The sequence below is a fragment of the uncultured Salinibacterium sp. genome, assembly GCF_963974405.1.
Lineage (GTDB): Bacteria > Actinomycetota > Actinomycetes > Actinomycetales > Microbacteriaceae > Rhodoglobus.
In genome coordinates, this window is the sequence record NZ_CAXBBH010000002.1 from 533495 (window position 1) to 560011 (window position 26517).

The following is a 26517-nucleotide window of genomic DNA, read 5'->3' on the forward strand; positions in this document are numbered from 1 at the left end:
TCGCTCATGTGACTACTTTGCTAATTCGACGCGTACCGGGAGTCTTTTGATTCCGTTAACGAAGTTGCTGCGCAGACGGTCAGGTTCACTGAGCTTCGTCATTCCGGTGATCCGGGGCAACAGGTTCTCGAACATGATACGGATCTCTAGTCGGGCTAGTGAGTTTCCGAGGCACATGTGCGGGCCGCCGCGACCGAAAGCCATGTGCTCGTTCGGGTTGCGGGTGACGTCCATGCGGTACGGGTTCTCGAAGATTTCGGGATCGCGGTTGCCTGCGGCGAACCACGTCACAACCTTCTGGCCTTCTTTGATCGCTTGCCCGTTGATTTCGGTGTCTTTCGTTGCGGTGCGACGGAAGTGGTAAACCGGGCTGGCCATGCGCAGGAACTCCTCAACAGCCCACGGGATGAGCTCGGGCTTCTCCTGCAGGAGTGCCATCTGGTCGGGGTTGTCCATGAGGTAGTTCATGGAGTGCGTGATGGTGTGACGCGTTGTCTCATTGCCGGCAACGACAAGTAGCAGGAAGTAGCTGTTGAAGTCACGTTCGCTGAGTTGTTGGCCATCGGCGGGGGTTTGGTTCACGAGGCGGGATACAAGGTCAGTGCCGTCCTTGCCGCGGCGCTGATTGGCGAGGTCGTTTCCATACTCGAATACTTCGCGAGCGGCGGGGGAGCGGAAGGGAAGAAGTCGGAACTCTTCGCTTTCAGCGGAGCTTGCCAGCACGTCGGCGTGTTCGGGATCGTCGTTTCCGATCATCCGGTTGCCCCAGTCGATCAGTTTGTAGATGTCGGTGTCTGGCACGTCAAGCATTTTGGCGAGCACGCGGATAGGGAAGTCGGCGGCCACTTGGTCGACGAATTCGAACTCCTGGTTCGCAAAAGCCGCATCGAGAGTGCTTGCCGTGAGGCCGCGGAGGAAGGTCTCGTAGCCGGCGACTGCGCGGGGTGTGAACTCGCCCTGCATGAGTCGACGAAGTGCACGGTGCCGAACGCCGTCGGTTTCGAGCATCGACTTGCGGGCCTCGATCTGCTCCTCATCAAGCTCTTCAAGGTTCACCGTGCCACGCTCGCTCGAGAATGTTTCGGTGTCACGGAGCACGGAGACGATGTCGTGGTAGCGAGTCAGCGACCAGAAGCCGTGGTTAGGGGAAGGCTCTTCCGACCAGTGCACGGGGGCCTCTGCTCGAAGCTTGTCGAACACGTTCCAGGGTGTGCCATTTTCGAACAGATCTAGGTCTGCCAGGGTGACGTTCGCCATTGAAGTCAACTCAATCCTCCGTGGGTTGTTTGGATACAAACAATACGATACTCGATCGAGTTTCCGCGAGTATTCGCTACAAATCTTTCTGAAGCTCAGGGGTTGGATAGAGTAACCGCAGCTAAACGCGAGCGAGGGGACTCTCCGTGGCCGGACCACACACACTCACTGAAACCGAACGCCAAGTGCAGGCGAGGGTCGGCGGCTTGCCGCTCGACTACTCAGCAATGGCTGTAGCGTCGAACCTCTTTCGTGCCGCGAATGCGGTGCGCAATCACTTCGAGCGCACCGTCCTCGCGGAACACAATCTCTCGTGGACGGCTTTCGTTGTCTTGTGGGTCACGTGGATCTGGGAGCCGATCGAGACACGTCAGATCGCGCTCGAAGGCGGTTTCTCTAAAGCGACCCTTACTGGTGTGCTCTCGACCCTTGAGCGGCGGGGCTGGGTGATTCGCGAGCGCAGCACTACTGACGGTCGCTTGGTCATCGTCACGCTCACTGAGCGTGGGCGTGAGCTCATGAAAGAGCTCTTCCCGGCCTTCAATCTTCAAGAGCAGGCAGTGACCGGTCCCGTCGATCCGGCGCGGCGCGAAGAGCTGGCCGAAATGCTGCGCTTGATCACGGCGGGCGTGGAGCCCAAGCCGTAGTCAACTCGCCCTTTTTTGTGGTCGGATGCCCCGAACTCTTGTTTGGGCTCGAATCACTCGCTAAGGTAAGTCATTAGCATCCGAATGACTTAACGGCGAGCGATTCGAGACGGGACCACTATGACCAACGTTCAAGTAGCCGGAGTGACCGTCGACACACGGCACTTCATCAACGGCGAGCGCGTCGCCTCAGACGAGACCTTCGCCAACACCTCACCGATAGACGCCAGCCCGCTCGGAGAAATCTCCCGCGGAGGTCAGCGCGAAGTCGACATGGCCGTTGCCGCTGCTCGCGCCGCATTCCCCGGATGGGCTGCCACAAGCCCCCGCGACCGTGCAGCAATCATGCACAAGATCGCCGACCTCGTCGAAGAACGTGTCACCGAACTCGCCAACGTCGAGACGATGGACAACGGCGCGCTACTGCGCAGCCACTTGCGCGGCGTGATGCCGCGAGTAGCCCACAATTTCCGGTTCTTCGCTGACTATCTCGTGAACGACCTCGGGCATCCGGACTTCGAAACCCGCGGCCACAACAATCACGTGTCGTGGGATCCCTCGGGAGTCGCCGCGCTCATCACCCCATGGAACGCGCCGCTGATGCTCGCCACCTGGAAGATCGCTCCCGCGCTCGCGGCTGGAGACACCGTCGTGCTCAAGCCTGCCGAGTGGACACCACTTACGGCATCCTTGCTCGCCGACATCACGGTTGAAGCAGGGCTTCCCGCCGGTGTGTTCAACGTCGTGCAAGGGTACGGAAAAGAAGCAGGCGCCTCACTTGTTGCGCACCCCGGCCTCAGCCGCATCTCCTTTACCGGATCCGTCCCGACCGCCAAGTCGATCGCTCGCGCGGCAGCCGACAACCTCACCCCGTGCAGCTTTGAGCTCGGCGGCAAGAGCCCGTGCATCGTCATGGAAGATGCTGACCTTGAGCTCGCAGCAACCCTCGCGGTTGAGCAGTACGACAACGCTGGTCAGGTGTGCTTGTCGGGCACGCGCATCCTCGTTCACGAGAGCATTGCGGATGCCTTTGCCGAGGCATTCAAAGCCAAGGTCGCGAGTTTGCGCCAGGGCGACCCGCGCGACCTCGAGACAGACATTGGGCCGCAGGTTCACCGCGTGCACTTCGAGCGCATCAAGGGCTTTGTCGACCGCGCGAAAGATGGCGGCGCCAACATTGTGTTCGGCGGCCAGCCGAATGACGAACTCGGCGGACTGTACTTCTCGCCGACTCTCGTGAAGAACCCCGATGTCGACAGCGAAATCGTCACGCAGGAGATATTCGGGCCGGTGCTCACGATGCAGACGTTCACGACGGATGACGAGCTCGTCGCTATGGCGAACGGTACCGAGTTCGGTCTCGCCGCCATTCTCGTGTCGGGCAACCGCGAGCATGCCGACGTCATCGCCAAGCAGTTGGTGGCAGGCACGATCTGGGTCAACTGCTTCTTCGTGCGCGACTTGCGGGCCCCGTTCGGCGGTTCGAAAAAGTCGGGTGTCGGTCGTGAGGGTGGCACGTGGTCGTTTGATTTCTACGCAGATGTAAAGAACACGGTGGTTTCACCGAACGGATGGAAGGAATAGTCATGGGAGAAATAGTTGGGGCTGGGCTTATCGCCCACGTGCCCACGATCATGTTGCCCAAGGAGATCCGGATGGAACTCAATGAGGGCAAAGACTCAACACTCGTCGAAGGCCTCGAACGACTCCGCAAGGACTATTTCGAGAATGACGACTACGACACTGTTGTCGTGCTCGACAGCCACTGGGCAACCACGGTTGAATTTGTCGTTACAGCGCACGAGCGTCGCCACGGCAAGTTCACGTCGGAAGAGCTTCCGCGTGGCATGAGCGGTGTGCCGTACGACTTTCAGGGCGATCCTGAGCTTGCGAAGCTCATGGGGGAGCAGGCCGAGAAGAACGGCACCTGGATCACCCCCATCGACGACGAGTACCTACCGATCATGTACGCCACTATCAACCTGTGGGAGTACCTCGGTAAGGGCCTGCCCGACAAGAAGTGGGTGAGCGTCTCGATCTGCCAGACCGCCACCGATGAAGATTTCTTGCGCGCGGGGCGTGCGATCGGTGAAGCGATTGCCAAGAGTGACCGCCGTGTCATCCTGCTCGCTTCAGGTGCTCTGTCGCACACCTTCTTCAAGCTGCGTGAACTGCGCAAGCACGAGATGGCTGACCCGGCGCACATCTTCTCGGATGCTGCCCGCGAGGCCGACTACGAGCGACTCGACTGGTTCAAGGCTGGTGACCACGCCCAAGTGCTCGAGACGATGCCTGCCTTCCAGAAGGTGCGCCCCGAGGCTATGTTCGGCCACTGGCTCATGACGGCGGGAGCCATTGGCGAAGAAGCCTGCACGGCTCCCGGTGTGATGTATAGCGAGTACGAAAACTCGATTGGCACCGGCCAGGTGCATGTGTGGTTCCCGAAGCCAGAGGGTGGCTTCCCGGCAGCAAAGGATGTGGTTCTCTCTCGTGACTGAATTCCGCAGAGTACTTCTTGATGGATACCCGACGCAGGTAACGCGTCACGGTGATGTTCTGGTGTCCGGCGATGGCCGCGAGGTGGGAATCGACGAGGCGATCCACTTGCCGCCGACCGAGCCGAGCAAGATCATCGCTGTGCATTTGAACTACGCGAGCCGCACTGAAGAGTTCATGACCAAGCTGCCTGCTGCGCCGACCTATTTTCAGAAGCCGGTCACCGCACTCAACACGCACAAAGGTGATGTTGTGCGCCCTGAAGGCTGCAAATGGTTGAACTTCGAGGGCGAGATCGTCATTGTCATCGGACGCACGTGCCGCAACGTGTCGCCCGAGCAGGCCAGTGACTACATCGCCGGTTACTCGATCGGTAACGACTACGGTCTGCACGATTTCAGAGACACGGATGCCGGTTCGATGCTTCGCGTGAAAGGCAGCGACACTCTCGCGCCGGTCGGTCCCGGTCTTGTGACGGATTGGGATTTCCGAGGCAAGCAATTGCGCACCATCGTGAACGGTGAGGTCAAGCAAGATGACAACACCGACAACATGGAGTGGGACATGAATTACCTTGTTGCCGACATCGCGCGCACCATTACGCTGAGCCCCGGCGACATGCTGTTCTCGGGAACGCCCGCGTTCTCGCGTCCGGTTCAGCCTGGCGATGTCGTTGAGGTTGAAGTTGAAGGCCTCGGCAAGCTCACGAACCGAATCGTTTCTGGTCCGACTCCGATCCGCACCGACGTGGGGGCGCAGCCGACCGAGAGCGAAGAGGTAGTGTCGACCGCAATGGGTGGAGACTGGGAGTTCCGAGGTATTCGAACTCCGTCGAAAGACCTGTACCCGTCGAAGATTGAGGAAAAGCGATGATCAAAATCGAAGTCGACATGAACCAGTGCCAGCACTATGGCCAGTGTGTGTTTGAGGCGCCAGACAACTTCACGCTCAATGACGACGACAAGCTCGAGTACGTGGCCGAAGCGCCCGACTCGGAGCGCGACAACATTGAAGCCGCTGTTGATGTGTGCCCGATGCAGGCTATTCGAATCGTCGAATAGTGTCTGAGGCTAACCCCGCCGCGCCGGTCGTTATTGTCGGCGCGGCGATGGGTGGGCTTCGGGCGGCGGAATCTCTTCGTCGCTCGGGTTACACCGGTGCTATTCGCGTGGTTGGTGAAGAACTTCACGCACCCTATAACCGTCCGCCTCTCTCGAAAGAGGTGTTGGCGACTGACGTGACCCATGAGGCTGTCGCGTTTCCGTCGCGAGCTGAGATGGGTGATGTTGAGTGGATGCTCGGGGTGCGGGCATCCGCGGTCGATCTCGATGCGCACACTCTCACCACAGACGATGGGTCTGTGCAGCAGTGGCGTGCCCTAGTTATTGCGACGGGCTTGCGTGCTCGCCGCTTGGATTTTGCCCCGATTGCTGGGCGTCATGTCGTTCGTTCCTTGGATGACGCGATGGGTTTGCGCGCTGAGCTCACGCCGGGTGCACGCGTTGTTGTTGTCGGTTCGGGCTTTTTGGGCTGCGAACTGAGTGCTACCGCCCGCAAGTTGGGTTGCTCGGTCACGATCGTGACGCCGAGCGCTGAGCCGATGATGCGTCCGCTTGGTGATCTCGTCGCGAAGGAGATGCGTCGTCGTCTCGCCGACGAGGGCGTAGAGATTTTCTCTGGAGTGACGATTGCGGCGATTAATGGCGAGAGTTCCGTCGAGTCGCTTGAACTGAGCGACGGTCGCGTCATCGAGGCCGACGTCGTGATCGAGTCTATCGGCTCGCACTGCAACATCGAGTGGCTTGAGGGAACCAACCTCGATGTGAGCGATGGTGTGCTCGCCGATAACGCCATGCGCGCTGTGACCACCGACGGTGTCGCCCTCGATGATGTCTATGTGGTGGGCGATATTGCGCGCTTTCCGAACCCCATGTTTGATGACGTTCCGCGTCGCATTGAGCACTGGAACATCCCGACGGACACGGGCAAGCGTGCCGGGGCAGTGCTTGCTGCGCACCTCGCTGATGATGGCTCGTTCGCCGATGTGGTGGCGAAATCGTTCGCTCCGATGCCGTCATTCTGGTCCAATCAGTTCGAGATCAAGCTGCAGGCTTACGGTCTGTTGGGGCTGGTGTCGGATGACGACATCCGCGTGCTTGAGGGAGACCTCACCGAGCAGGCTGCCGTTGGTTACTATCGCGACGGCCGTCTCGTAGGCGTGCTCGGAATTGGCATGAAGGCCGCGCTGCTGCCGTATCGCAAGCAAATTGCTGAGGGCGGCATTTAGGTCTTGTGTGTTCGCGTTCCCCGCTTGTTGTTAAGGTCGGGTCGTAGGCTGGGGTTATGACTTCCGCTTCGACTATTGCTGTAGCCCAGTTTGCACCCGGTGCCGATCGTGCTGGCAACATCGCGGCGATCACCGAGCTTGCTGAGCGTGCGGCCTCGCGCGGTGCGAGTTTCGTAGTTTTTCCGGAGTATTCGGCCTATTTCACTCCGACGATGGGCGAAGACTGGGTGGCCGCGGCTGAACCGCTCGATGGCCCTTTCGTTCAGGCTCTTACGTCGTTGGCGCAGCGGCTGCGTATTCATGTCGCTGCGGGAATGGTGGAGTCGAGCGACGAACTCGGCCGGTTCTCGAACACTCTTGTCGCGATTGCGCCGACGGGCGCCGTGGTGGCGACCTATCGCAAACAGCACCTCTACGATGCTTTTGGTCAGCGGGAGTCTGACTGGGTCATTCCGGGGTCCATTGGCGCGCCGGAGACGTTCGCGTGGGAGGGCTTCACTGTCGGTTTGCAGACGTGCTACGACATCCGTTTTCCCGAGGTATCACGCCGTTTGGTGGATGCAGGAGCCAACCTCATTGTCGTGCCAGCCGAGTGGGTGCGTGGCCCGCTCAAGGAGTACCACTGGCGCACGCTGCTCACGGCGCGAGCCATCGAGAACACTGTGTTTGTCGCCGCAGCCGACCATGCCCCGCCGATTGGTGTCGGCAACAGCATGGTCGTTGACCCCATGGGCGTGGAGCTCGCGACTATTGGTGAACGAACGGATGTCGCTGTCGCCCACATCGAGCATGCTCGTCTCGATGAGGTGCGTGCGGTCAACCCCGCGCTTGAGTTGCGTCGCTACGGCGTGCACCCTCGTGAGGAGCGCTAACTGCGCAGCTTCATCCCTGAGAGCTGGGCGGCTGCACGCTCGAGCACATCAGTCTTCTTGCAGTAGGCAAACCGGATGAGTGTCTTGTAGTCGTCGTGGTTCTGAGGGTGCACGAACGCGGTGACGGGGATGCCGACAACTCCGCTGATATCGGGGAGGGTGCGGCAGAAGTCGGCGGCGTCGCTGATTCCGAGGGGGGCGGCATCCGCAATGATGAAATAGCCGGCCTGTGGCGTGCTGACTTCGAAGCCTGCACTACGGAGGCCCGCGCTCAAGGTGTCGCGTTTGCGAGCGAGACCGCTCGCGAGGTCGTTGAAGTAGCTGTCGGGGAGTCCAAGTCCGGTTGCGATGCCCACTTGCAGTGGTGCGCCGTTGACGTAGGTCAGGTATTGCTTTACGGCCATGATTGCCTGCAGGAGTGGCTGCGGTGCCGTAATCCAGCCGATTTTCCAGCCGGTGGTGTTGAATGTTTTTCCACCGCTGGAGATGCTGATGGTGCGGTCGAACGCGCCGGGCAGGCTTGCGATGGGGATGTGTTCGTGACCGAAGGTGATGTGTTCGTACACTTCGTCGGTCACGATGAGCGCATCGTATTTGTGGGCGAGTTCGACGATTAGTTCGAGCGTCGCACGGTCGAGCACACTGCCCGTGGGGTTGTGGGGGCTGTTGAGGATGATGAGCCGGGTTCGTCCGCTGAAGGCGGCGCGGATGTCGTCGTGGTCGGGTTGAAAGTCGGGGGAGCGCAGTGGCACGGTCACGTGGGTGGCGCGGGCGTAGTTAATCATGGCGCCGTAGGCGTCGTAGAAGGGCTCGAGGGTGATGACTTCGTCGCCCTCACTCGTGAGAGCCAGGATCGTGGCGGCGAGGGCTTCGGTTGCTCCGGCGGTCGCGAGCACTTCGGTGTCAGGATTGATGTCGATGCCATAGAAGCGCTGTTGATGTTCGGCTATCGCAGTGCGCAGTACGGGGAGACCGTTGCCCGGTGGGTATTGATTGACGCCGTCGCTGATAGCTTTGCGGGCAGCATCGAGCACTTCATCGGGGCCATCTTCGTCAGGGAACCCCTGGCCGAGATTGATGGCGCCGGTGCTGACGGCGAGAGCCGACATTTCGGCAAAAATTGTTTGGCTCAGTTGCCCGTCGGCGCCAAGCAGCATGGCGCCATTGGCGGCGCGTTCCCAAGATCCGGTGACTGTCATCGTTCCGCAAGCCTAACGACTTGCTGCACTTCGTGTGCGTTCGAGCTGTGGAAAGTTGAGCACTCGCGACGGCGGAAATGTTTAGCGTCGTTATACGCGGCTACCGAACCTCGTACACGCGTCGGTTGGCGTGCTCCTCTTGGTTTTACCGATCGGATGCACGCCCTCCGACGACTGTGCGGTTGAACGACTGTGCGGTTGAACGACTGAGCTGCTTGAGTTGCTGAGCCGCTTGAGTTTGCGGCGGCGCCGCATCACTATCTCCGCCGGTGGGATTTTCCGGCCTAACTCTCGCCAAGGCAGCAACGCCAACCCCACAGGAATCGGCTTCTCAACCCGAACCTGAACGCGATCACGCGCACAGCCCGCACAAAGCCGGGAAACCCGCGCGAACCACAAAGCTCACTCTTGCGAACCGCGCAGCCAGCCCACAGCCGAACTAAATAGAATGCACAGGTTCGCGGTGGAGGCTAGCACCGCTGAAAGGAGCACACCATGACCGAGGTCCCCGAAGAACCCACCCCCAACGCAACACCCGACAACACCCCCGCACCCAGCACCCCAGAGACTTCAGCTGCAACCCCAGACGCAGCCACGCCGCAGACCACCGAAACAGGCGCCGCCCCGGTAGTTCCGGCCGCCGCCTCGGAGACCCCCGCCGCGGCCGCAGTCGAGCCTGTCAACGCCATGAGCTCCTCGGCCCCTGCAGAAGCAACTCCAGCAGCCTCGAGCGATACACCCTCCAGCGCGCCGGGCGCTAGCTTTGGGGCGGCAGCAACTGCCGAACCGGCCGCGCCCGCCAAGAAGCCCAGAATGACGCTCGGTCTCGTCGCCGGATTCGCTATCGTCGCGCTCCTCGGCGGAGCCTCCGGAGCAGGCGTCGCGCTGTGGGCAGTCGGCAACCAAGCAACCTCAGCCGTCGGCGGCAGCGCAAGCCCCGCATCCATCACCGTGAACGACCCTGGTAACGCCACACTCGTCACTTCAGTCGTCGCGAAAGCGGCCCCCGCTATCGTCACGATCAACGTGAGCGGCCAAAACGCGGGCGGCAGCGGCTCCGGCGTCATCATCAGCGAAGACGGCAACGTCATCACCAACGCTCACGTTGTTACCCTCGACGGAAAAGTCGCTGACCCCAAAGTCACCGTCACTACCTCTGACGGTCGACTGCTACCGGCAACCGTCGTCGGCTTTGACCCGATTTCTGATATCGCCGTTATCAATATTGACGACGTCAGTGACATGCCCTTCATTAACATTGCGGACTCCAGTGAACTCAATGTCGGCGATAACACCGTCGCAATCGGTGCCCCCCTTGGACTGTCGGGAACAGTCACCAGCGGAATCGTGAGCGCTCTCAACCGCAGCATCACGATCGCCTCTTCCGCACTGCCCGAAGACCCTGAAACTGACACCGAAGCGCCCGAAGAGGGCCAAGCCCCCGATCTCTGGAACTTCGACCTCTTTGGAGAACAGGGACAGGGAAACGGCCAAAGCTCGGCCAACCAAGCCTCCGTTGCTCTCGCTGTAATCCAAACCGACGCTGCGATTAACCCCGGCAACTCGGGTGGAGCGCTGCTCAACTCCGACGGCGAACTCATCGGAATCAACGTCGCCATCGCCTCATCCGGAGGCAACCAGGGCAGCATCGGCGTCGGCTTTGCAATCCCATCCAACTTCGCCAGCCGAGTTGCGAACGAGATCCTCGAAACCGGCACCGCCACTCACGGTCTCCTCGGAGCATCTGTCGCTGACGTCACCGACGATCCTGCCCAAACTTCCGCCGCAGTAGTAGGTGCGAGCATCGTTGGCATTTCCGACGGGGGAGCAGCAGCGGATGCCGGACTCAAAGTTGGCGACATCGTCACCGGCTTCGACGGTCTCCCCATCACCAACAAGACTGACCTGACTGCTCAAGTACGGGCATACTCGGCCGGCCAAAGTGTTCCACTGACTTACGTCCGTGACGGTAAGGGATACACCGTCGACGTGACCCTCGGTTCACTCCAGTAAACGAACCAAGCACGGATGCGGCGTGCTCGGGCCTCAAGCCCGAGCACGCCGCATCCGTGTGTATCCAGTACTGATTGCAATCAACGCGATAAGCTCTACCGACAACCGAGTCCTACGTATTGGAACCCATGGCAAAGAAGGCTCAAGCCCTCACTGGTGTGTCGTACGTGATGCCCGTACTCAACGAAGTTGAACACATCGAGGCAGCCGTCGATAGCCTCACAGCGCAAGACTACGAAGGACCCTTCGAAATCGTGCTCGCGCTGGGCCCCAGCGTTGATGGAACAAACGCCGTTATCGACGAAATGGCTCGTATCGACCCGCGCATTCGTCACATTCCCAACGAGCTTGGTTCCACTCCGGGCGGCCTCAACGCTGCCATCCGCGCCTCGACTCACCCCATCGTGGTTCGAGTAGACGCGCACTCCGTGCTTCCCACCAACTACACCCGCATTGCTGTCGAGACGCTTGAGCGCAGTGGGGCAGACAATGTTGGCGGCATTATGAAGGCCGAAGGACGCACATCGTTCGAACGAGCCGTCGCGCATGCCTACGGCTCACCTGAGGGCCTCGGCGGCACTCAACATCACACCGGGGGCAAAGAAGGCCCAGCAGACACTGCGTACCTCGGGGTCTTCCAACGCGATCGACTCGTCGAAGTTGGGCTCTTCGATGAAGACATCAAACGTGGTCAAGACTGGGAACTCAATCGCCGACTTCGCGCCACCGGCGGCACTGTATGGTTTACTCCCGAACTCGAAGTCGTGTACCGTCCCCGCTCCAGCCTGCGCAAACTCATTCGCCAGTTTGTGGCCACCGGAATCTGGCGCGGTGAACTTGCGCGTCGTTTCGGCAGTGCCAATTCTCTGCGTTACTTTGTGCCCCCTCTGGCGGTTCTTGGTACCGCGGTCGGACTCATTCTGGGAATCGTCGGCAGCATCACAGGCATTGACTGGTTAGCCATTGCCTATGCTGCCCCCGCCGTTTACGCGCTTTTCGTTATCGCCGCTGCTGCTGTCGCTGGTGCCAAAGAGGGGCTACGATCAGGTCTTTGGTATCTGATCGTGTTGCCGTGCATCCACTTTGGTTGGGGCAGTGGGTTCATTCTCGGATTCATGAAGCTCACCAAGAACATCACTGCGCAAACGGGAAGGTAACATCGTGTCTCCCCACACACCCTCGCAGCCCGCTGCGCGCCCTGCGACAATCGCTCACTTGCGCGAAGTCACACAGCCGCCTGAGGTGCGGCTTCGCGCTAACGCCGAACACTGGACGGCATCCCTCTACCTGCGTGATATCTCTCCCTACCTGACGTGGATGCTCCTCAAGACATCGATCAGCGCCAACGGTGTCACTGGCCTCATGATCCTGACCGGTTGGCTCACCGCTGCGGCACTTCTTATTCCGGGCTTCACCGGTGCAGCGCTCGCGCTCATCTTAGGGCAACTACAAATGCTCGTGGACTGCAGCGATGGAGAAGTCGCACGCTGGCGCAACACCCGTTCACCGGCGGGCGTCTTCCTCGACAAGGTGGGTCACTACAGCACCGAAGCGCTCATCCCTATCGCGCTCGGCATCCGAGCCGCAGGCTGGCCCCTCGACTTTCCCGCAGACTTCGCCTGGACGACAGCCGGTTTCGCACTCGCTCTCATCATCGTTCTCAATAAGGCGCTCAACGACATGGTTCATGTCGCGCGCGCGAATGCGGGACTTGAGAAGCTCAGCGACCGCAAGGGTGAGGCCGAACCAAGTCACAGTCTCGTCGCGAAACTCCGTCGTTTTGCTCGCTTCGTACCGTTCCACCGTCTGTATCACTCGGTAGAACTCACCATGATCGCTTTCGCTACAGCGATCGTCGCTCTCTTCGTTCCTGCTTTGGCTGCGGAGCGCACGGTACTGCTCATTCTGCTACCGCTAGCGTTGCTGGCACTCGGCGGACACTTCGTGGCGATCATGACCTCCAAGCGCGTTCGCTCATGACCCATCGTGTCGGCGTTGTGTCGCTGAGTCAGGGCAAGCGCCCTGACGATCTTGCACGGGGCCTTGCGTCGCTGCAGGCTCAACAGGGTGTTGAACTCGACGTCATTGTTGTGGGCAACGGGTGGAACCCGAGCGGGCTGCCGGATGGCGTTCGAGGGCTACACCTTGAAGCCAACCTTGGAATTCCTGCAGGACGCAATTGCGGTGTCGAGCATGTGCAGGGAGACTGGATTTTCTTTCTCGACGACGATGCCAGCATCCCGTCGACGACGTTCTTGAGCGATGCCATTGCCATCATGCAGGCCGATGAGAGTATTGGGCTTCTTCAGCCGCGCGTCGAAGACGCCGAGGGCAAGGAGAATCCGCGTCGCTGGATTCCGCGCATCCGCAAGGGTGACCCCGCGCAGTCCAGTGATGTGTTTTCAGTATGGGAGGGCGCCGTGCTGATGCCGCGTCCGCTCTTCGATCAGATCGGTGGCTGGGGTGATCCCTATTTCTATGCCCATGAAGGCATAGAGCTCGCGTGGCGTGTGTGGGGTGCCGGAAAGCGCGCCTGGTATGCCGGAAACTTGGTGGCGAATCATCCGGCTATCGACCCTGCGCGCCACAGCTACTATTACCGTCTCAATGCCCGTAACCGGGTGTGGTTGGCCAAGCGCAACCTTCCCGTCGTTCTCGTGCCGCTCTATGTGGCGAGCTGGACGGCAATTCAGGTGCTGCGTTCCGCGAAAAACCCGGTGGGCATGCGCGCCTGGTGGGGTGGTTGGTTTGCCGGCTGGCGCGAAAACCCTGGCGGACGCCGCAGCATTGGTTGGGCAGCGGTGGGGCGGATGGCGCGTGCCGGTCGCCCTCCCGTGATCTAGCCGCGGCCACTCCAGCCACGCCACTCCAGTCACGCAAAAGCGCGGCACCGCACCGAAGTGAAGTACCGCGCTTTCGTTAGTTCATGCTCTAGGAGCGAGGCTTGCGCTTGGGACGATCGTCGTAGCTGCCGCCGCCTTCGCGACCACCGGCGTAACCGCCACCATTGCGGTCGCCGTCACGGTTGTTGTAACCGCGTGACGCTTCACGTTCGCGGTTAGCGCGGGCGCCACCCTCGAACGAGCGGTCACGGCTCGGGTACTTGTCGCCAGCGGAACGTGCTCCGCCGCCGTTTGCCTTGCGGTCCGGCGCGATCTCAATCAGCTTGCCGCTGATGCGAGTGTCGCGCAGGCGCTCGAGAACGTCTTTCGACATGTCGGCAGGCAACTCGACGAGCGAGAAGTCTGGACGAATCTGAATGTGACCGAAGTCGTCACGGCTGAGGCCACCCTCGTTGGCGAGTGCGCCGACAATCTGGCGGGGCTCAACGCGCTGGCGCTTGCCCACCTCGATGCGGTACGCCGCCATGGGCTTGGTGGAACGCGGGCGGCGCTCGGGGCGATCGCCACGATCTCCGCGGTCGCCACCACGCTCGGGGCGATCGCTGCGTGCCTTGCGCTCGTCGCGCTCAGCGAAACGCTGGGCGCGCTCTTCTTCAGCCGAGAGCAGCAGGGGAGTCTCACCCTGAGCGACAACGGCAAGAGCGGCAGCAACATCCATCTCGGGCACGTCGTGGTGTTCGACATAGTGACCGATGATCTCGCGGAACGCCGTGATGCGTGATTGCTGGTTGAGCGCTTCGGTGATGGCATCGTCGAAGCGCGTGAGGCGCGTCGAGTTGACGTCTTCAACCGAGGGAAGCTGCATTTGTGTCAGCGGCTGGCGCGTGGCCTTCTCTATGGCGGTCAGGAGGCGGCGCTCGCGAGGAGTGACGAAGCTGATTGCCGAACCGCTGCGACCGGCGCGACCCGTGCGACCAATGCGGTGAACGTACGATTCCGTGTCAACGGGGATGTCGAAGTTCACGACGTGGCTGATGCGGTCAACGTCGAGTCCTCGAGCGGCGACGTCGGTTGCCACGAGGATGTCGAGCTTGCCCGACTTGAGCTGGTTGACGGTGCGCTCGCGCTGAGCTTGAGCAACGTCTCCGCTGATGGCGGCTGCGGAGTAACCGCGGGCCCGCAGCTTCTCTGCCAAGTTTTCGGTTTCACTCTTCGTGCGAACGAAGATGATCATGCCTTCGAAGTTCTCTACCTCGAGGATGCGCGTGAGGGCATCCACTTTTTGCGGGTAAGAAACAATGAGGTAGCGCTGGGTCGTGTTGGCCGAGGTGGTGGTCTTGGCCTTGACCGTGATCTCTTCAGCGTTGTTCAGGTATTTCTTGGAGATGCGGCGAATCTGTGCCGGCATCGTCGCGGAGAAGAGAGCAACCTGCTTGTCGTCTGGGGTGTCGGCGAGAATCGTCTCGACGTCTTCGGCGAAGCCCATCTTGAGCATTTCATCGGCCTCGTCAAGCACGAGGTACTTGAGCTCTGAGAGGTCGAGGGTGCCCTTGGCGAGGTGGTCCATGATGCGGCCGGGAGTACCGACAACAACGTGAACACCACGGCGAAGTGCTGAAAGCTGAACGCCGTAAGCCTGGCCGCCGTAAACGGGGAGCACGTGTACTCCACGCATGTGGGTGGCGTACTTCTCAAACGCTTCACACACCTGTAGGGCAAGTTCGCGAGTGGGGGAGAGCACGAGCGCTTGAGGCTTGCTCTGAGAGACATCGAGGCGCGAGAGAATCGGCAGCGCGAAGGCTGCAGTTTTTCCCGTGCCGGTCTGGGCAAGGCCGACAACGTCGCGGCCCTCCAGAAGAGTAGGAATAGTGGCTGCTTGGATAGCCGAAGGCGTCTCGTAGCCAATGTCGCGTACCGCTTTCAATACCGCATCGCTGAGAGCGAGGTCGGAGAAAGTGATCGCGGTCTCGGTGGGTTCAGACGGTGCGGTTGAATCAGAATCGGTCATTGCGTCAACAGTACCTGCTTAACCCCCAGTAATATGCGGTTTTCAGGGGTCTTACCCAGTAATCTGCCTCGAATGTGGGGGCGAGTACTATCGAATGTGTTGCTCTGACTCCTGCCCAAGGATCAGCATCGGGTCTGTAACGGTGTGGTGGGTGGGCCAGCGCCCGACGCTTCCAATGATTTGATTGTGACCATGGCATTACTGAACGACTTCAAGACCGCACGCAAGGTAGTGCGCACGATGCTGCGCTCTCGCCGCAATCGGCGGCGCGTTGCGGGGCTCATGGATGAGCATCCATTGCCCGCACCCGGTTCAGTGAGCATTGCCGTCTACTTTGCCGATACGAAGGTTAATCTCTACCAAATCAGGCAGTGGTACGCGCCTTTGGCCGAGCTCTCGAAGCGTTTTCCCGTATCGATTATTGCGCGCTCGCCCAGCTCAGTATTGGCCCTGTGGGAGGAAGCTCCCGTGCCGACGGTCTACTTGCGTCGCGTGTCTGAGCTCGAACAGTTTGTCTCTGAGCAACCGCTGAAGATCGTTTTCTACGTGAATCAGAACGCCAAGAACTTCCAGATGTTCCGCTACGGCCGCATGTGGCACGTTTTCATCAACCATGGTGAGAGCGACAAGATGTACATGACGACCAACCAGTTCAAGGCTTATGACTTCAGCTTTGTCGCGGGGGATGCCGCTCTTGACCGTTTGAGCTACAAGCTGTGGGATTTCGATCTCAAGCGAAAGGCGATCCCGATCGGGCGCCCTCAAGCCGATCATTTCGCCGGTGAACTTCCCTACACCCCGGATGACCGCACCGTCGTGCTCTACGCCCCGACGTGGGAGGGCGATCGCGATGCAGCCGCCTATGGATCGATTGAGAGCCACGGTGTCGCTCTGGCTAAAGCTGTGCTCGCGAGCGACACACACCGGCTGATCTACCGTCCGCATCCCCGCAGTGGCGTAGTCAACGAGGACTACAAGCGCGCCAATATCGACATCATCGCTGCCATTGCCGAAGCGAACGAGTCAGATCCATCGGTTCAACATGTTTACGACGACGGCAAAGAGATGGGCTGGCAGCTGGTGGCGGCGGATGTCGCGATCACAGACGTGTCTGCAATGGTCTATGACCGACTTGCCACGGGTAAACCTCTCATCGTTACTCGTCCTGTCTCGGAGCATGCGGAAATTGATGAGGGCGGGTACCTCGGGTCGTGTGAGTGGTTACGAGCTGATCAGGCCGGTGACATTCTCGCTATTGCGCAGCGTGTGCAGTTCGACGCTGAAGCGAAAGAGCGTCTGGGTTATTGGGCTGAACGTCACTTCGGAGACACGACACCTGGCTCAGCAACGGCTCGCTTTCATGCGGCCGTTGAGTCGCTCGTCGCGCTGTGGCACCGTCACGCTCAGATCCATATCGGTGACCGACATGTCAGCGAAGTCGACCCGTTCGAAGATGACGAAGACGAGTCTCCTAGCGCCGAATAGGTTTAGCGCTCTAGACCTTTAGCGCTCTAGCGCTTCTTGCGACGCTGCGGTAACGCGGGCAGTGATGGCAAAGACGGCAGTCTTCTCCGTTCGCCGCGCACTCGTGGCGTTGTGGGCTCTTTCGGCAGCGCCATCACTGGTTCAAGCCACGATGGCAGTGTTGCGGGGGCGGGGCCGAACCCTTGACGTGCGGTGCGGATGATCTGACGGCCGAGCATGTTATTGCCGCCGCCACCGATGACTGCCCCGATACCGAATGGCATGAGTCGGCCGACAACGTTGGTGCCTTGAGCGGCCGCAAATCGTTTCACGAAGGTGCGTTTGAGGCGATCGGCGATGGGGCCGACGAGGGTGCTCGGCAGGTTCTTGGCGAGGGTTTCGCCCCAGAAGGCCGAGCGTGCTGCTCCGGTGCCGGTTGCTTGGGCTGCGAGCTGTTTGACGAGGTCGCTGCCGGCGCCGCCCAGAACCATCGTCATGACAAGGGCGCGGGCGCGGTCGGGGTCGTCGACCACTATGCCGTGCACTTCGGTAATTGACTGGGCGAAGAGCGCACTGGCTTCAAGGAATCCGGCAGTCTCCACTCCGGAGAGCGCTAGTGATGCTCCCGTTCCTACGGCAGGGATCGCTGCACTCGCTCCGACAAGGGCGCCACCGGTCGTGACTGCGGCCAGGTAACGACGCTCAAGCACAGCGATGATCTCATCCGGACTGGCGTTCGGTTTGCTGCGGCGGATGCTGCGGATATGCGCCAGCACGACGGGACGCTGCACCGTGAGCACACGGTCGATGCCACGCACCACCATGGGGTGCGAGCTGCTCGTTTCGCTTGAAGCCATAACTTTGAGCGTACCTGAGGTGTCTGACGGCACCCCGGGAGTCTGGCAGCCGTTGGCGAACCGTAACGTTGTGGTGCCGCAATCCTAGTGTCGCTGTGAGCTGTGCTATCGATAGTAAAGCGCTACTGCACTCCGTAGTCGTCGTTGTACCTGGCGAGCACATCATTGATGGGGCCATCGAGCACAAGTTCGCCTTTGTCGAGGTAGAGGCCGCGGGTGCAAAAACGACGCAGGTCGCGTTCGTTGTGGGAGACGAAGAAAAGCGTGCGGCCACCCCTCAAGAGTTCTTCAATGCGGCGATAGCACTTTTCGCGGAATGCTTTATCTCCGACGGCGAGCACTTCATCGACCAAGATGATGGGCTCTTCGAGGCGGGAGATCACCGCAAAGGCGATCCGCACGCGCATTCCGCTCGAGAGATGTTTATACGGAGTATCGATAAAGCGCTTGATTTCGGCGAACTCGATGATCTCGTCAAAGCGTTCGTTGATCTCGCTCTTGGTCATGCCGTGCAGGCCCGCGGTGAGGTAGACGTTGTCGCGCACGCTCAGGTCGTCAACGAATCCACCGGTGATCTCGATGAGTGGTGCTACTCCCTGCCCGATGTGGACGGTTCCTTCGTCGGCCAGCATCACCTCTGCCACAAGCTTGAGCAGCGTTGACTTGCCTTGACCATTGCGACCGACAACGCCGATGGCCTCTCCCGCGGTCACATCGAAGCTGACATGGCGCAGCGCCCAGAATTCGTCGGCGCGCGCTCGGCGTTTACGGCCGGCAAAGAGATCTTTGAAACTTCGGCGTGAGCGTCGGTTGAGACGGAATCGGATGCCGGCATCTTCTACCCGAATAACGTGGTTGTCGCTCATTAGATCTCCTTCAGAACGGCACGTTCGGTGCGTACGAAGACGAGGATCCCGATCGCTACGAGAATCAAACTCATGAGGCCGCCGATCAATACGGCATACCAGTCAAGCTGGTCAGGGAAGAATGCGGCCCGGTAGAGCGAGAAGATTCCTGCAAGCGGATTGAACGCAGCGAGCCCGTCGAGCCCTAGCTTTTCAAGATCAGGGATGCCGTAAATGATCGGCGAGGCATAGAACAGAAAGCGAAGTGCGAGCTTCGTTGCCCGCTCAAGATCGCGGAAGAACACCACCAGCGGCGCCACAATCAGACCGACTCCAACGGTCAGAATTGCCTGCAGCAGCACTCCGAGCACGAAGTAGAACGCTTCCCAGTGCAGAACTGCGCCGGTCGCGATGGCAAAGAAAGCGAGCACCGGAAGGCTGGCGATGAACTCAATACCTTTCGAGAGCACGAGGCGTGCAACCCAGATGGTGCGAGGGATTTTGGTGGAACGGATGAGTTTGGCCTCGCGCAGGTAGGCGCGGGTCGCATCTGACACAGCTCCGTTGAACCACATCCACGGCAACAGGGCGGTGAGGAGAAATACGATATAGGGCTGCTCGCCGACAGCCTTGTCAAAGACTTGAGTGAAGACGAACCAATAGATGCCCGCCATCACGAGGGGGTCGAGAACGGACCAGACGTAGCCGAGGGCCGAGGTGGAGTACCGCACGCGAAGGTCGCGCATAGTGAGCAACCACAGGATGCGTCGGTATCGGGTGAGGGGAGACCATGCAGATCGACCCAGTGCTGTGTTCGCCACGCCCCTATAGTAAGCGGGCAATTCGACAGAAGTTGTACGCAGCGGCTCGAGAGTGAGCGATTCTTCGCTTTAACGAGCAACGTCCGCCCCAGCACAGCGTGCGGGACGGACGAAACTGAATGGCTCGACGAGCCGAAGATTGTGCTTAGACGAAGAGGTTGGCGCGCTCGAGGTCTTCAGCGAAGTCAACCTCAACGGCGTAGAGGTCGGAGATGTCGATGGGTTCGATCAGCAGGTTGTCTTCTTCGATGGCGAGCTCGATGCCGCGCTCGAAGTAGTCCTGGTCGCCGACCTTCTTGAGCTGACGCAGGAGGGTCGCTTTAGCGTCGCGCGAAATGTAATTGATTCCTACGGCTTCTCCCAGTCCACCCTTGACGGTCTTGGAGAGTTCTTTGATGAAGCCTTCAGCGTCAGTTGTGTACTTGACTTCTTCGTCTGACACCTTGGCGGTGTTGACGCTGACGAACGACTGGTCGCGCGCGACCATTGCTGCAGCGCGCTCGAGAGCGGTGGGGTCAAAGACGACGTCGCCGTTCATCCACAGCACTCCACCAGGGGCGGAAGCCTTGAGCGCACGCATGAGGCTCTTTGATGTGTTGGTCTGGTCGTACTGCTCGTTGTAGACGAACGATGCTTCAGGGAAAGCTTCGATGATGTGCTCAAGCTTGTAGCCGACAACGATCGTTACCTTGACGTTGTTGCCAAAGGCGTGGTGGATGTTGTCGAACTGCTGCTTCATGATGGTGCGGCCATCGCTGAGCTCAGTCAGAGGCTTCGGAAGCGAGCGGCCCAAACGGCTGCCCATTCCGGCAGCTAAAATCACGACTTGTGTAGTCATGGTGGTCTCCTCAGTTGTTCTGGGGCTCGGGAACAACGAATGGTTAACCTGCTGTTAACCCGAGATTGGCAAAATCGACACACCTTTGTGCGATAGTCAGGCTAACGCTGCATCCCGAGAACTCCATAGATATAGCTGGGTTGTTGCCTATTTGTGATACTCGCTCATTCTCACGGCAACTGCTTGGTAGGTTTGGACAGTGGAAAACGCCGAGACACCCGACGAGGGCAAAAAGACTGATGACACGTCGGTAACGAAGCCCGCGGCCAGCCCCCGGAAGCCTGCAGCGGCGCGTGGTTCTCAAGCCAAATCGCCTACCGCTAAGCCTTCAGCTCCTGCTGCTCGCAAGCCTGCCGCAAAGAAGCCAGCCGCCGCTAAGCCGAGCCCGACGGCCGCAAAGAAGCCAGCCGCCGCTAAGCCGAGCCCGACGGCCGCTAAGCGAACTACAGCAGCAACCTCGCGGGCCACGACCGGCACCTCACAAACGTCGGCTAAAAAGGGTTCGAAGGCGCCGAGAACTGCTGCGACGAAGCAACAAGCGCCCAAGCCAGCGAGCTCGCGATCGACGAAACCGAAGCCAGAAGCGCCCATTGTGGAGCCCATGGTCGCTTCGTCAGCGACTACTGAGGCACGCAGCGACAACGACGCGATCGTCATCGAAGAGGTCGGCGTTGACGTCGTCGTGGTCGAGCCTGAGTTGGCACAGGGCGAGACCGCTCCCGAAGCGGCGGACGAAGTCGAAGCCTCAGTCCTGGGGGCGGAAAACACAGACACCCCGGTCACCGACATCGCTCTCGAAGCCGATGACAAGCCTGCGGTAGCCGAGAAGCCGGATGCTGTCCTTGCCGGGCTCACTCGTTTACGAGCGCTCGCCGCACAGTTTGCTGCGCCCGCCGCCGAGGCGGTAGCCCAGAAGGCTGCCGCGCGCGCTCTCGAAGACGAAAAAGCTGCCGCGGCGAAAGCTGAAACGGACACGTTGAACGCTGAGCAGGCTGAGGCCGAGCGGGTCGCAACCGAGCAGGTCGAGACTGAACTGGCCGACGCTGAAGATGCCGAGACGGTACGTGCTGACGCCGACGCAAGCCTGAGTGAAGCAGAACCGGTAGCAGCGGAGGAGAAGGACGAGGCGCAAGCCGCGCGTTCAGCTGTGGTGGCTGTAAACGCAACAGTGGGTCATGGCCTTGAGGCGACATCCACTGACGTTGTATTGCAGGTTAATGGCCTCTCGAAGGACTTCGGCGACACTGTTGCGGTTGCCGACATCCGGCTGAGTGTGCGCGCGGGAGTGTTTTACGGCATTGTCGGCCCCAACGGTGCAGGCAAGACCACAACGCTCTCCATGATTACAGGACTGCTGCGTCCAGACTCCGGCAACGCCACCGTAAACGGTGTCGACGTGTGGGAATCGCCCGAAAAGGCCAAGCGCTCGATCGGTGTTCTGCCCGACCGTTTGCGTATCTTTGATCGCCTCACGGGTTCTCAGCTCTTGTACTACTCGGGAGTGCTGCGCGGCCTTGATTCCACGGAAGTGCGCAAGCGCTCCTCCGATCTCGCGAGTGCGTTCGGGCTCGACGATGTCATGGGCCGACTGGTGAGCGACTATTCCTCCGGAATGCTCAAGAAGGTCGCGCTCGCGGCTGCCATGATTCATTCGCCGCGCCTGCTCGTGCTCGACGAGCCGTTCGAATCGGTCGACCCCGTATCGGCGGCGACCGTCACGCGCATCCTGAAGCAATATGTCAATGCCGGTGGCACCGTGCTGCTTTCCAGCCACCGTATGGAACTCGTGCAGCGAGTCTGCAGCCATGTCGCAGTGATCGTCGAGGGCAAGCTTTTGGCTGACGGTACCGTTGACGAGGTTCGCAATGGCATGTCGCTCGAGGACCGTTTCGTGCAGCTCACCGGCAAAAACTCCAGCGGGGGAGGGCTCGAGTGGTTAAGCAGTTTCTCCGACTGAAGCTCACCCTTCTCGCTAACGCATTTCGCCGGGGTCCGCTTGTAGCATCCGCGATGGGCTTGGTGCTGATCTACAGCGCAGTGCTGTTCGTCATTGCGATTGTTGCCGTGGCGAACCTGCGTAGCACGACTGCAGAAGTCGCCGGCGCTACTCTCGTGGTTTTTGGTTCCGCCGTGCTTGTGGGGTTCCTCATCATGCCGCTCGGTTGGAACGCGGATGACCCGCTCGACCCTCGACGGTTCTCCTATCTGCCGCTCACTCATCTCAAGCTTGCTTCTCTGCTGTTGCTCGCAGGTGCGATCAGTATTCCCACTGTAATGCTCGTCGGGCTCGCGATCGCCCAGATTATTGCGTGGTCGGGAAGCGTTGCCTCCGCGCTCATCGCAGTGCTCTGTGCGCTCATAGCGATCGCTACAGCCGTTGTCGGTGCTCGACTCGCGAGCCTCATTGCTGCGCGCTACCTCAACACCCGACGATTGAGAGAAGCCTCGGGTATCGTCGCGATTACTCTCGTGGTGGCATCCCTGCCGATCGCTGTCATGTTGGCGCTCGCAGATTACCAATCCCAAGTGCTGCCCACGATTCGTCGCGTTGCCGCTGTTCTCGAATGGTCGCCGCTCGGCGCAGCCTTGAGCGCTCCGGCATCCGCCGCCGCCGGTAATAGCGGAGATGCCGTGGGAAAGATCGCGATCGCCATTGCCTTTCTTGCCACACTCGCTGCAGGGTGGTACTTGCTCTTGGGCTACGTGCTCTCGCGTCCTGAGCGCAGTGCGGTCGAAACGTATCGCTCCGGCCTGGGTTGGTTCCGTCTCATGCCTGCAACGCCCTTGGGCGCTATTGCTGCTCGTAGCCTCAGCTATTGGGCTCGGGATGCCCGCTACTTTGTCGCTCTGGCCGCCATCCCCATCATCCCGATCGGAATGGTGGCAGCACTTCTCGTCGGAGGCATCGGTGCCGACGTGATCGCGTGGATCCCGGTGCCCGTGATGTGCCTGTTCCTCGGCTGGAGTGCCCACAACGATGTCGCCCACGACAACACGGCACTCTGGACTCACGTCTCTGCGCATACGCGTGGCTCAGATGACCGCTGGGGCCGCATCGTTCCTAACCTTCTCGTCGGCATTCCGCTCGCGATTGTAGGCAGCCTCATCACCGTCGTCATTGTCGGAAATGAAGAGACTCTTCCCGGTCTCATGGGCCTCAGCCTCTGCCTACTCTTCGCAGGACTCGGAGTTTCAAGCATCAGCTCCGCAGCGTTCCCCTATGCGGCGCCTCTGCCCGGCCATGGTGCCTTCATTCAGCCGCAAGCTCTCGTATCGAATGCGGCCACGGTGCAGTCCTTCACTTTCGCGATCTCTATAGTGTTCGCAGCCCCAGTGCTTGCCGTTGTGTACTTCAATCCGTTCGTCGGGTTACAACCGCAATGGGCCGCATTCATCGTCGGCGTGGCGCTCGGGCTCGTTGTGCTCCTTATCGGCGTGTATGGGGGCGGTCGGATCATGGTGCGCCGCGGCCCAGAACTGCTCGCACTCTCCTCACAAAACTGACCAACACCCTCCTGTGCCGTGTCAGCACAATCACAGACACAGGTTCACCGCGACGGAAGTAGAATTGGCTCATGGCTGACACCGATATCACTGGCGGCGGAACGGACACTCTCGACCGCGAACTTGAAGAACTCCTCAACCAAGAGCAGGTTGAAGAGGGCGACCATGAACGCTTCTCGCACTACGCTCCCAAGAACAAGATCATGGAATCGGCGCTGTCGGGCAAGCCGATCCGCGCTCTCTGCGGCAAACTCTGGACCCCGGGTCGCGACCCCCAGAAGTTCCCCGTCTGCCCGACCTGCAAAGAGGTCTACGAAAAGATGAAGCCCTAGCGATACAGCGTGGGCAGCACTGGTTCGCCCCGAGATAGCCGAAAGGCCGTCTGAGGCAGTTCAGCCAGGGCATCTTCGCGGTGATCGCGGGCGGCAAGCGTTCCGCCATCGCCGAGCCACCGAGCATCCGCGGTTCCCGCCGTCATGAGCGGAACGATCAGATCGCGCCCGTCGACTTCGGGCCGACCCTCCGCTGTCTGGTAAATCAGTTCGGATGTCGCAATGCCGTGCTCCATCGTGCGGATCGCTGCTTTGTGGCCGCCGACGGTGGCTTTCGCGGTCGACTTCTTCGCGACAGACACCCATTCGCCCGCGTCGTTGTGATGGGCGACAAGTTTGTAGACCATGCCGGCGGCCGGATGACCGGAGCCGGTGACGACCGACGTGCCGACTCCAAACGAATCCACAGGGGCCGCACGCAGGGCGGCAATCGCGTGCTCGTCGAGGTCATTCGTCACGGTGATTCGTGTCTTGGTGGCGCCGAGCGAATCAAGTTGGGCGCGCACCGAGGCGACCTGGGTAGCCAAGTCGCCTGAGTCAATACGCACGGCGCCAAGCCCGGTTCCGGCGACCTTCACGGCCAACTCGACAGCATTTTCTACGTCGTACGTGTCGACGAGGAGCGTGGTCGACGGGCCGAGCGCATCAACTTGCGCCTGAAATGCTTCCTCTTCGGAATCATGCAGCAGGGTGAATGAATGAGCGGCGGTGCCCATCGTCGGCACGCCCCAACTTCGCCCAGCTTCGAGGTTGCTCGTTGCGCTAAATCCGGCAATATAGGCGGCGCGAGCGGATGCCACGGCAGAACGTTCGCCCGTGCGACGTGATCCCATCTCTGCGATGGGTCGCGCGCCGGCAGCGGACACCATGCGCGCAGCGGCGGACGCGACGGCCGAGTCGTAGTTGAGCACGCTGAGGGCGAGAGTCTCGAGCAGCACCGCTTCGGCGAAAGAGCCTTCGACGGTGAGCACGGGGGAGCCGGGGAAGTAGGCGTCGCCTTCGCGGTAGCCGCTGATGTCTCCCGCGAAGCGGTAGTTCGCAAGCCACTCAATAGTGGTGGGGCTCACGATCGAGTTGCGGGAGAGGAAGCTGAGTTCCTCGTCTCCAAACCTGAACTGCTCAACCAGCTCGAGGAGGCGACCGGTGCCGGCAACGACGCCGTAGCGGCGGCTGTCGGGCAGGCGGCGGGCAAACACTTCGAAAACGCAGGGGCGTTCGTGGCGGCCACTGCCGATAGCGGCGTCGAGCATGGTGAGCTCGTATTGGTCAGTTAGGAGAGCGGTACTCACGTCACTAGCGTACGCGACAGTCCCTCAACGCTGTCGGGGAGTGTTCGGGCATCCACCACTACGATTGGAGGCGTGACTGATGCACCCATTGGCGTTTTCGATTCCGGAGTCGGCGGCCTCACCGTAGCCCGCGCCATCATCGACCAGTTGCCTCACGAGTCGATCGTTTACGTCGGTGACACTCTTCACTCGCCCTATGGTCCTAAGCCGATAGCGGATGTTCGGCGCTATGCCCTCGAAGTGATGGACCGCCTCGTTGACGACGGGGTGAAGTTGCTCGTTATTGCCTGCAATACAGCATCTGCTGCGATGTTGCGGGATGCTCGTGAGCGGTACACCGAGGCGTACGGCATCGAAGTGGTTGAAGTGATCCAGCCCGCGACGAGGGCGGCAGTTCGTCAGACCCGCAATCGTCGCGTCGGAGTGATTGGCACCGAGGGAACGATTAAGTCGCGTGCCTATGAGGATGCCTTCGCTGCGGCATCCGATATTGAACTGTTCACGCAAGCCTGCCCGCGGTTCGTCGAGTTTGTCGAAGCGGGAGTCACGACCGGCCCAGAAGTGCTCGCGGTTGCCGAGGAGTATTTGGCACCGCTCAAGGCCGCCGAGATCGACACTCTCGTGCTTGGGTGCACGCACTACCCGCACATCTCGGCAGCCATTCAGTATGTGATGGGCCGCGACGTTACCCTCGTCTCAAGCGCCGAAGAGACAGCGTTTGACGTCTACAGCACCCTCGTAGCGCACGATCTGCTGCGCGACCCTGCTCAGCCATCGAGTCACACTTTCGAAGCGACCGGGCCAGACAAGTCAGGCTTCACCCGTTTGGCTTCCCGGTTCATGGGGCCCAACATCGTGCGCGTCGAAACTTTTGATACTGGCGTGATTAGTCTTCCGCCGCTGCCCTAGGCAGTTCCACCACAAGCCCGCACTACCGATTGAGAG

24 protein-coding genes are annotated in these 26517 nt (G+C 60.5%); 16 read left to right on the forward strand and 8 right to left on the reverse strand.

The window, feature by feature from the left end; all coding sequences use genetic code 11:
• Positions 1-12: 12 nt before the first annotated feature.
• Positions 13-1257 carry a cytochrome P450 gene (locus AACZ26_RS10905; RefSeq protein WP_339621499.1) on the reverse strand — a complete coding sequence of 415 codons (1245 nt, stop codon included), beginning with the start codon at positions 1255-1257 and terminating at the stop codon, positions 13-15.
• A 146-nt stretch (positions 1258-1403) separates the two neighbouring features.
• On the opposite strand from AACZ26_RS10905, the gene AACZ26_RS10910 reads away from it, so the two are divergent.
• From AACZ26_RS10910 to AACZ26_RS10940, 7 genes are all read left to right on the forward strand, one after another.
• Positions 1404-1904, forward strand: a complete 501-nt coding sequence (locus tag AACZ26_RS10910) for a MarR family transcriptional regulator (RefSeq protein ID WP_339621500.1) — start codon at positions 1404-1406, stop codon at positions 1902-1904.
• Between the two features lie 120 nt (positions 1905-2024).
• Entirely contained in the window at positions 2025-3488 is a 1464-nt protein-coding gene (locus tag AACZ26_RS10915) for an aldehyde dehydrogenase (protein ID WP_339621501.1), read from the forward strand.
• Positions 3489-3490: 2 nt separating this feature from the next.
• Complete coding sequence (locus tag AACZ26_RS10920) at positions 3491-4402, forward strand: catechol 1,2-dioxygenase (RefSeq protein WP_339621504.1); 912 nt, start codon at positions 3491-3493, stop codon at positions 4400-4402.
• Positions 4395-5273 (forward strand): fumarylacetoacetate hydrolase family protein, encoded by an 879-nt coding sequence (locus AACZ26_RS10925; protein ID WP_339621505.1) that lies wholly within the window; start codon positions 4395-4397, stop codon positions 5271-5273. Before AACZ26_RS10920 ends, AACZ26_RS10925 begins: the two co-directional genes overlap by 8 nt.
• Positions 5270-5461: a ferredoxin gene (locus tag AACZ26_RS10930; RefSeq protein WP_339621506.1), complete on the forward strand. Its 192-nt coding sequence runs from the start codon at positions 5270-5272 to the stop codon at positions 5459-5461. The genes AACZ26_RS10925 and AACZ26_RS10930 overlap by 4 nt, the downstream gene beginning before the upstream one ends.
• On the forward strand, positions 5461-6687 hold the full coding sequence (locus AACZ26_RS10935) for an FAD-dependent oxidoreductase (protein WP_339621507.1): 1227 nt from the start codon (positions 5461-5463) through the stop codon (positions 6685-6687). The genes AACZ26_RS10930 and AACZ26_RS10935 overlap by 1 nt, the downstream gene beginning before the upstream one ends.
• A 56-nt stretch (positions 6688-6743) precedes the next feature.
• Complete coding sequence (locus AACZ26_RS10940; RefSeq protein ID WP_339621508.1) at positions 6744-7559, forward strand: carbon-nitrogen hydrolase family protein; 816 nt, start codon at positions 6744-6746, stop codon at positions 7557-7559.
• Here AACZ26_RS10940 and AACZ26_RS10945 read toward each other — a convergent pair.
• Complete coding sequence (locus tag AACZ26_RS10945) at positions 7556-8758, reverse strand: aminotransferase class I/II-fold pyridoxal phosphate-dependent enzyme (protein ID WP_339621509.1); 1203 nt, start codon at positions 8756-8758, stop codon at positions 7556-7558. The genes AACZ26_RS10940 and AACZ26_RS10945 overlap by 4 nt on opposite strands.
• A gap of 495 nt (positions 8759-9253) precedes the next feature.
• Between AACZ26_RS10945 and AACZ26_RS10950 the strand changes: the two genes are divergently transcribed.
• The 4 genes from AACZ26_RS10950 (at position 9254) to AACZ26_RS10965 (ending at position 13614) form a co-directional block, all read left to right on the forward strand.
• Positions 9254-10771: a trypsin-like peptidase domain-containing protein gene (locus AACZ26_RS10950; protein WP_339621511.1), complete on the forward strand. Its 1518-nt coding sequence runs from the start codon at positions 9254-9256 to the stop codon at positions 10769-10771.
• Positions 10772-10899: 128 nt separating this feature from the next.
• The gene (locus tag AACZ26_RS10955; RefSeq protein WP_339621512.1) at positions 10900-11928 is read left to right on the forward strand and encodes a glycosyltransferase family 2 protein; all 1029 of its coding nucleotides are present in this window, start codon (positions 10900-10902) and stop codon (positions 11926-11928) included.
• A 4-nt stretch (positions 11929-11932) separates the two neighbouring features.
• Positions 11933-12751, forward strand: a complete 819-nt coding sequence (locus tag AACZ26_RS10960; RefSeq protein WP_339621513.1) for a CDP-alcohol phosphatidyltransferase family protein — start codon at positions 11933-11935, stop codon at positions 12749-12751.
• Positions 12748-13614 carry a glycosyltransferase gene (locus AACZ26_RS10965; protein WP_339621515.1) on the forward strand — a complete coding sequence of 289 codons (867 nt, stop codon included), beginning with the start codon at positions 12748-12750 and terminating at the stop codon, positions 13612-13614. The genes AACZ26_RS10960 and AACZ26_RS10965 overlap by 4 nt, the downstream gene beginning before the upstream one ends.
• An 88-nt stretch (positions 13615-13702) precedes the next feature.
• On the opposite strand, the gene AACZ26_RS10970 is transcribed toward AACZ26_RS10965, so the two are convergent.
• Positions 13703-15622: a DEAD/DEAH box helicase gene (locus AACZ26_RS10970; RefSeq protein ID WP_339621518.1), complete on the reverse strand. Its 1920-nt coding sequence runs from the start codon at positions 15620-15622 to the stop codon at positions 13703-13705.
• A 192-nt stretch (positions 15623-15814) separates the two neighbouring features.
• Between AACZ26_RS10970 and AACZ26_RS10975 the strand changes: the two genes are divergently transcribed.
• Positions 15815-17107 carry a CDP-glycerol glycerophosphotransferase family protein gene (locus AACZ26_RS10975; RefSeq protein ID WP_339621521.1) on the forward strand — a complete coding sequence of 431 codons (1293 nt, stop codon included), beginning with the start codon at positions 15815-15817 and terminating at the stop codon, positions 17105-17107.
• A 26-nt stretch (positions 17108-17133) separates the two neighbouring features.
• Here the strand turns inward: AACZ26_RS10975 and AACZ26_RS10980 are convergent, their stop codons facing one another.
• The 4 genes from AACZ26_RS10980 to AACZ26_RS10995 form a co-directional block, all read right to left on the reverse strand.
• Positions 17134-17943 (reverse strand): hypothetical protein, encoded by an 810-nt coding sequence (locus AACZ26_RS10980; RefSeq protein ID WP_339621524.1) that lies wholly within the window; start codon positions 17941-17943, stop codon positions 17134-17136.
• Between the two features lie 122 nt (positions 17944-18065).
• Positions 18066-18809, reverse strand: coding sequence for an ABC transporter ATP-binding protein (locus tag AACZ26_RS10985; RefSeq protein WP_339621526.1), 744 nt, complete (start codon positions 18807-18809; stop codon positions 18066-18068).
• On the reverse strand, positions 18809-19609 hold the full coding sequence (locus tag AACZ26_RS10990; protein ID WP_339621529.1) for an ABC transporter permease: 801 nt from the start codon (positions 19607-19609) through the stop codon (positions 18809-18811). Before AACZ26_RS10990 ends, AACZ26_RS10985 begins: the two co-directional genes overlap by 1 nt.
• A gap of 145 nt (positions 19610-19754) precedes the next feature.
• Positions 19755-20447 carry a phosphocholine cytidylyltransferase family protein gene (locus AACZ26_RS10995; RefSeq protein ID WP_339621531.1) on the reverse strand — a complete coding sequence of 231 codons (693 nt, stop codon included), beginning with the start codon at positions 20445-20447 and terminating at the stop codon, positions 19755-19757.
• A 199-nt stretch (positions 20448-20646) separates the two neighbouring features.
• Between AACZ26_RS10995 and AACZ26_RS11000 the strand changes: the two genes are divergently transcribed.
• From AACZ26_RS11000 to AACZ26_RS11010, 3 genes are all read left to right on the forward strand, one after another.
• Positions 20647-22404 carry an ABC transporter ATP-binding protein gene (locus AACZ26_RS11000; RefSeq protein ID WP_339621533.1) on the forward strand — a complete coding sequence of 586 codons (1758 nt, stop codon included), beginning with the start codon at positions 20647-20649 and terminating at the stop codon, positions 22402-22404.
• Entirely contained in the window at positions 22380-23951 is a 1572-nt protein-coding gene (locus AACZ26_RS11005; RefSeq protein ID WP_339621535.1) for a hypothetical protein, read from the forward strand. The genes AACZ26_RS11000 and AACZ26_RS11005 overlap by 25 nt, the downstream gene beginning before the upstream one ends.
• 71 nt (positions 23952-24022) lie before the next feature.
• Positions 24023-24283, forward strand: a complete 261-nt coding sequence (locus AACZ26_RS11010) for a DUF3039 domain-containing protein (protein ID WP_339621537.1) — start codon at positions 24023-24025, stop codon at positions 24281-24283.
• Here AACZ26_RS11010 and AACZ26_RS11015 read toward each other — a convergent pair.
• Positions 24280-25572 carry a nicotinate phosphoribosyltransferase gene (locus AACZ26_RS11015; RefSeq protein ID WP_339621540.1) on the reverse strand — a complete coding sequence of 431 codons (1293 nt, stop codon included), beginning with the start codon at positions 25570-25572 and terminating at the stop codon, positions 24280-24282. The genes AACZ26_RS11010 and AACZ26_RS11015 overlap by 4 nt on opposite strands.
• 72 nt (positions 25573-25644) lie before the next feature.
• Between AACZ26_RS11015 and murI the strand changes: the two genes are divergently transcribed.
• Positions 25645-26481 (forward strand): glutamate racemase, encoded by an 837-nt coding sequence (gene murI, locus AACZ26_RS11020; RefSeq protein ID WP_339621541.1) that lies wholly within the window; start codon positions 25645-25647, stop codon positions 26479-26481.
• The last annotated feature ends 36 nt before the right edge of the window (positions 26482-26517 follow it).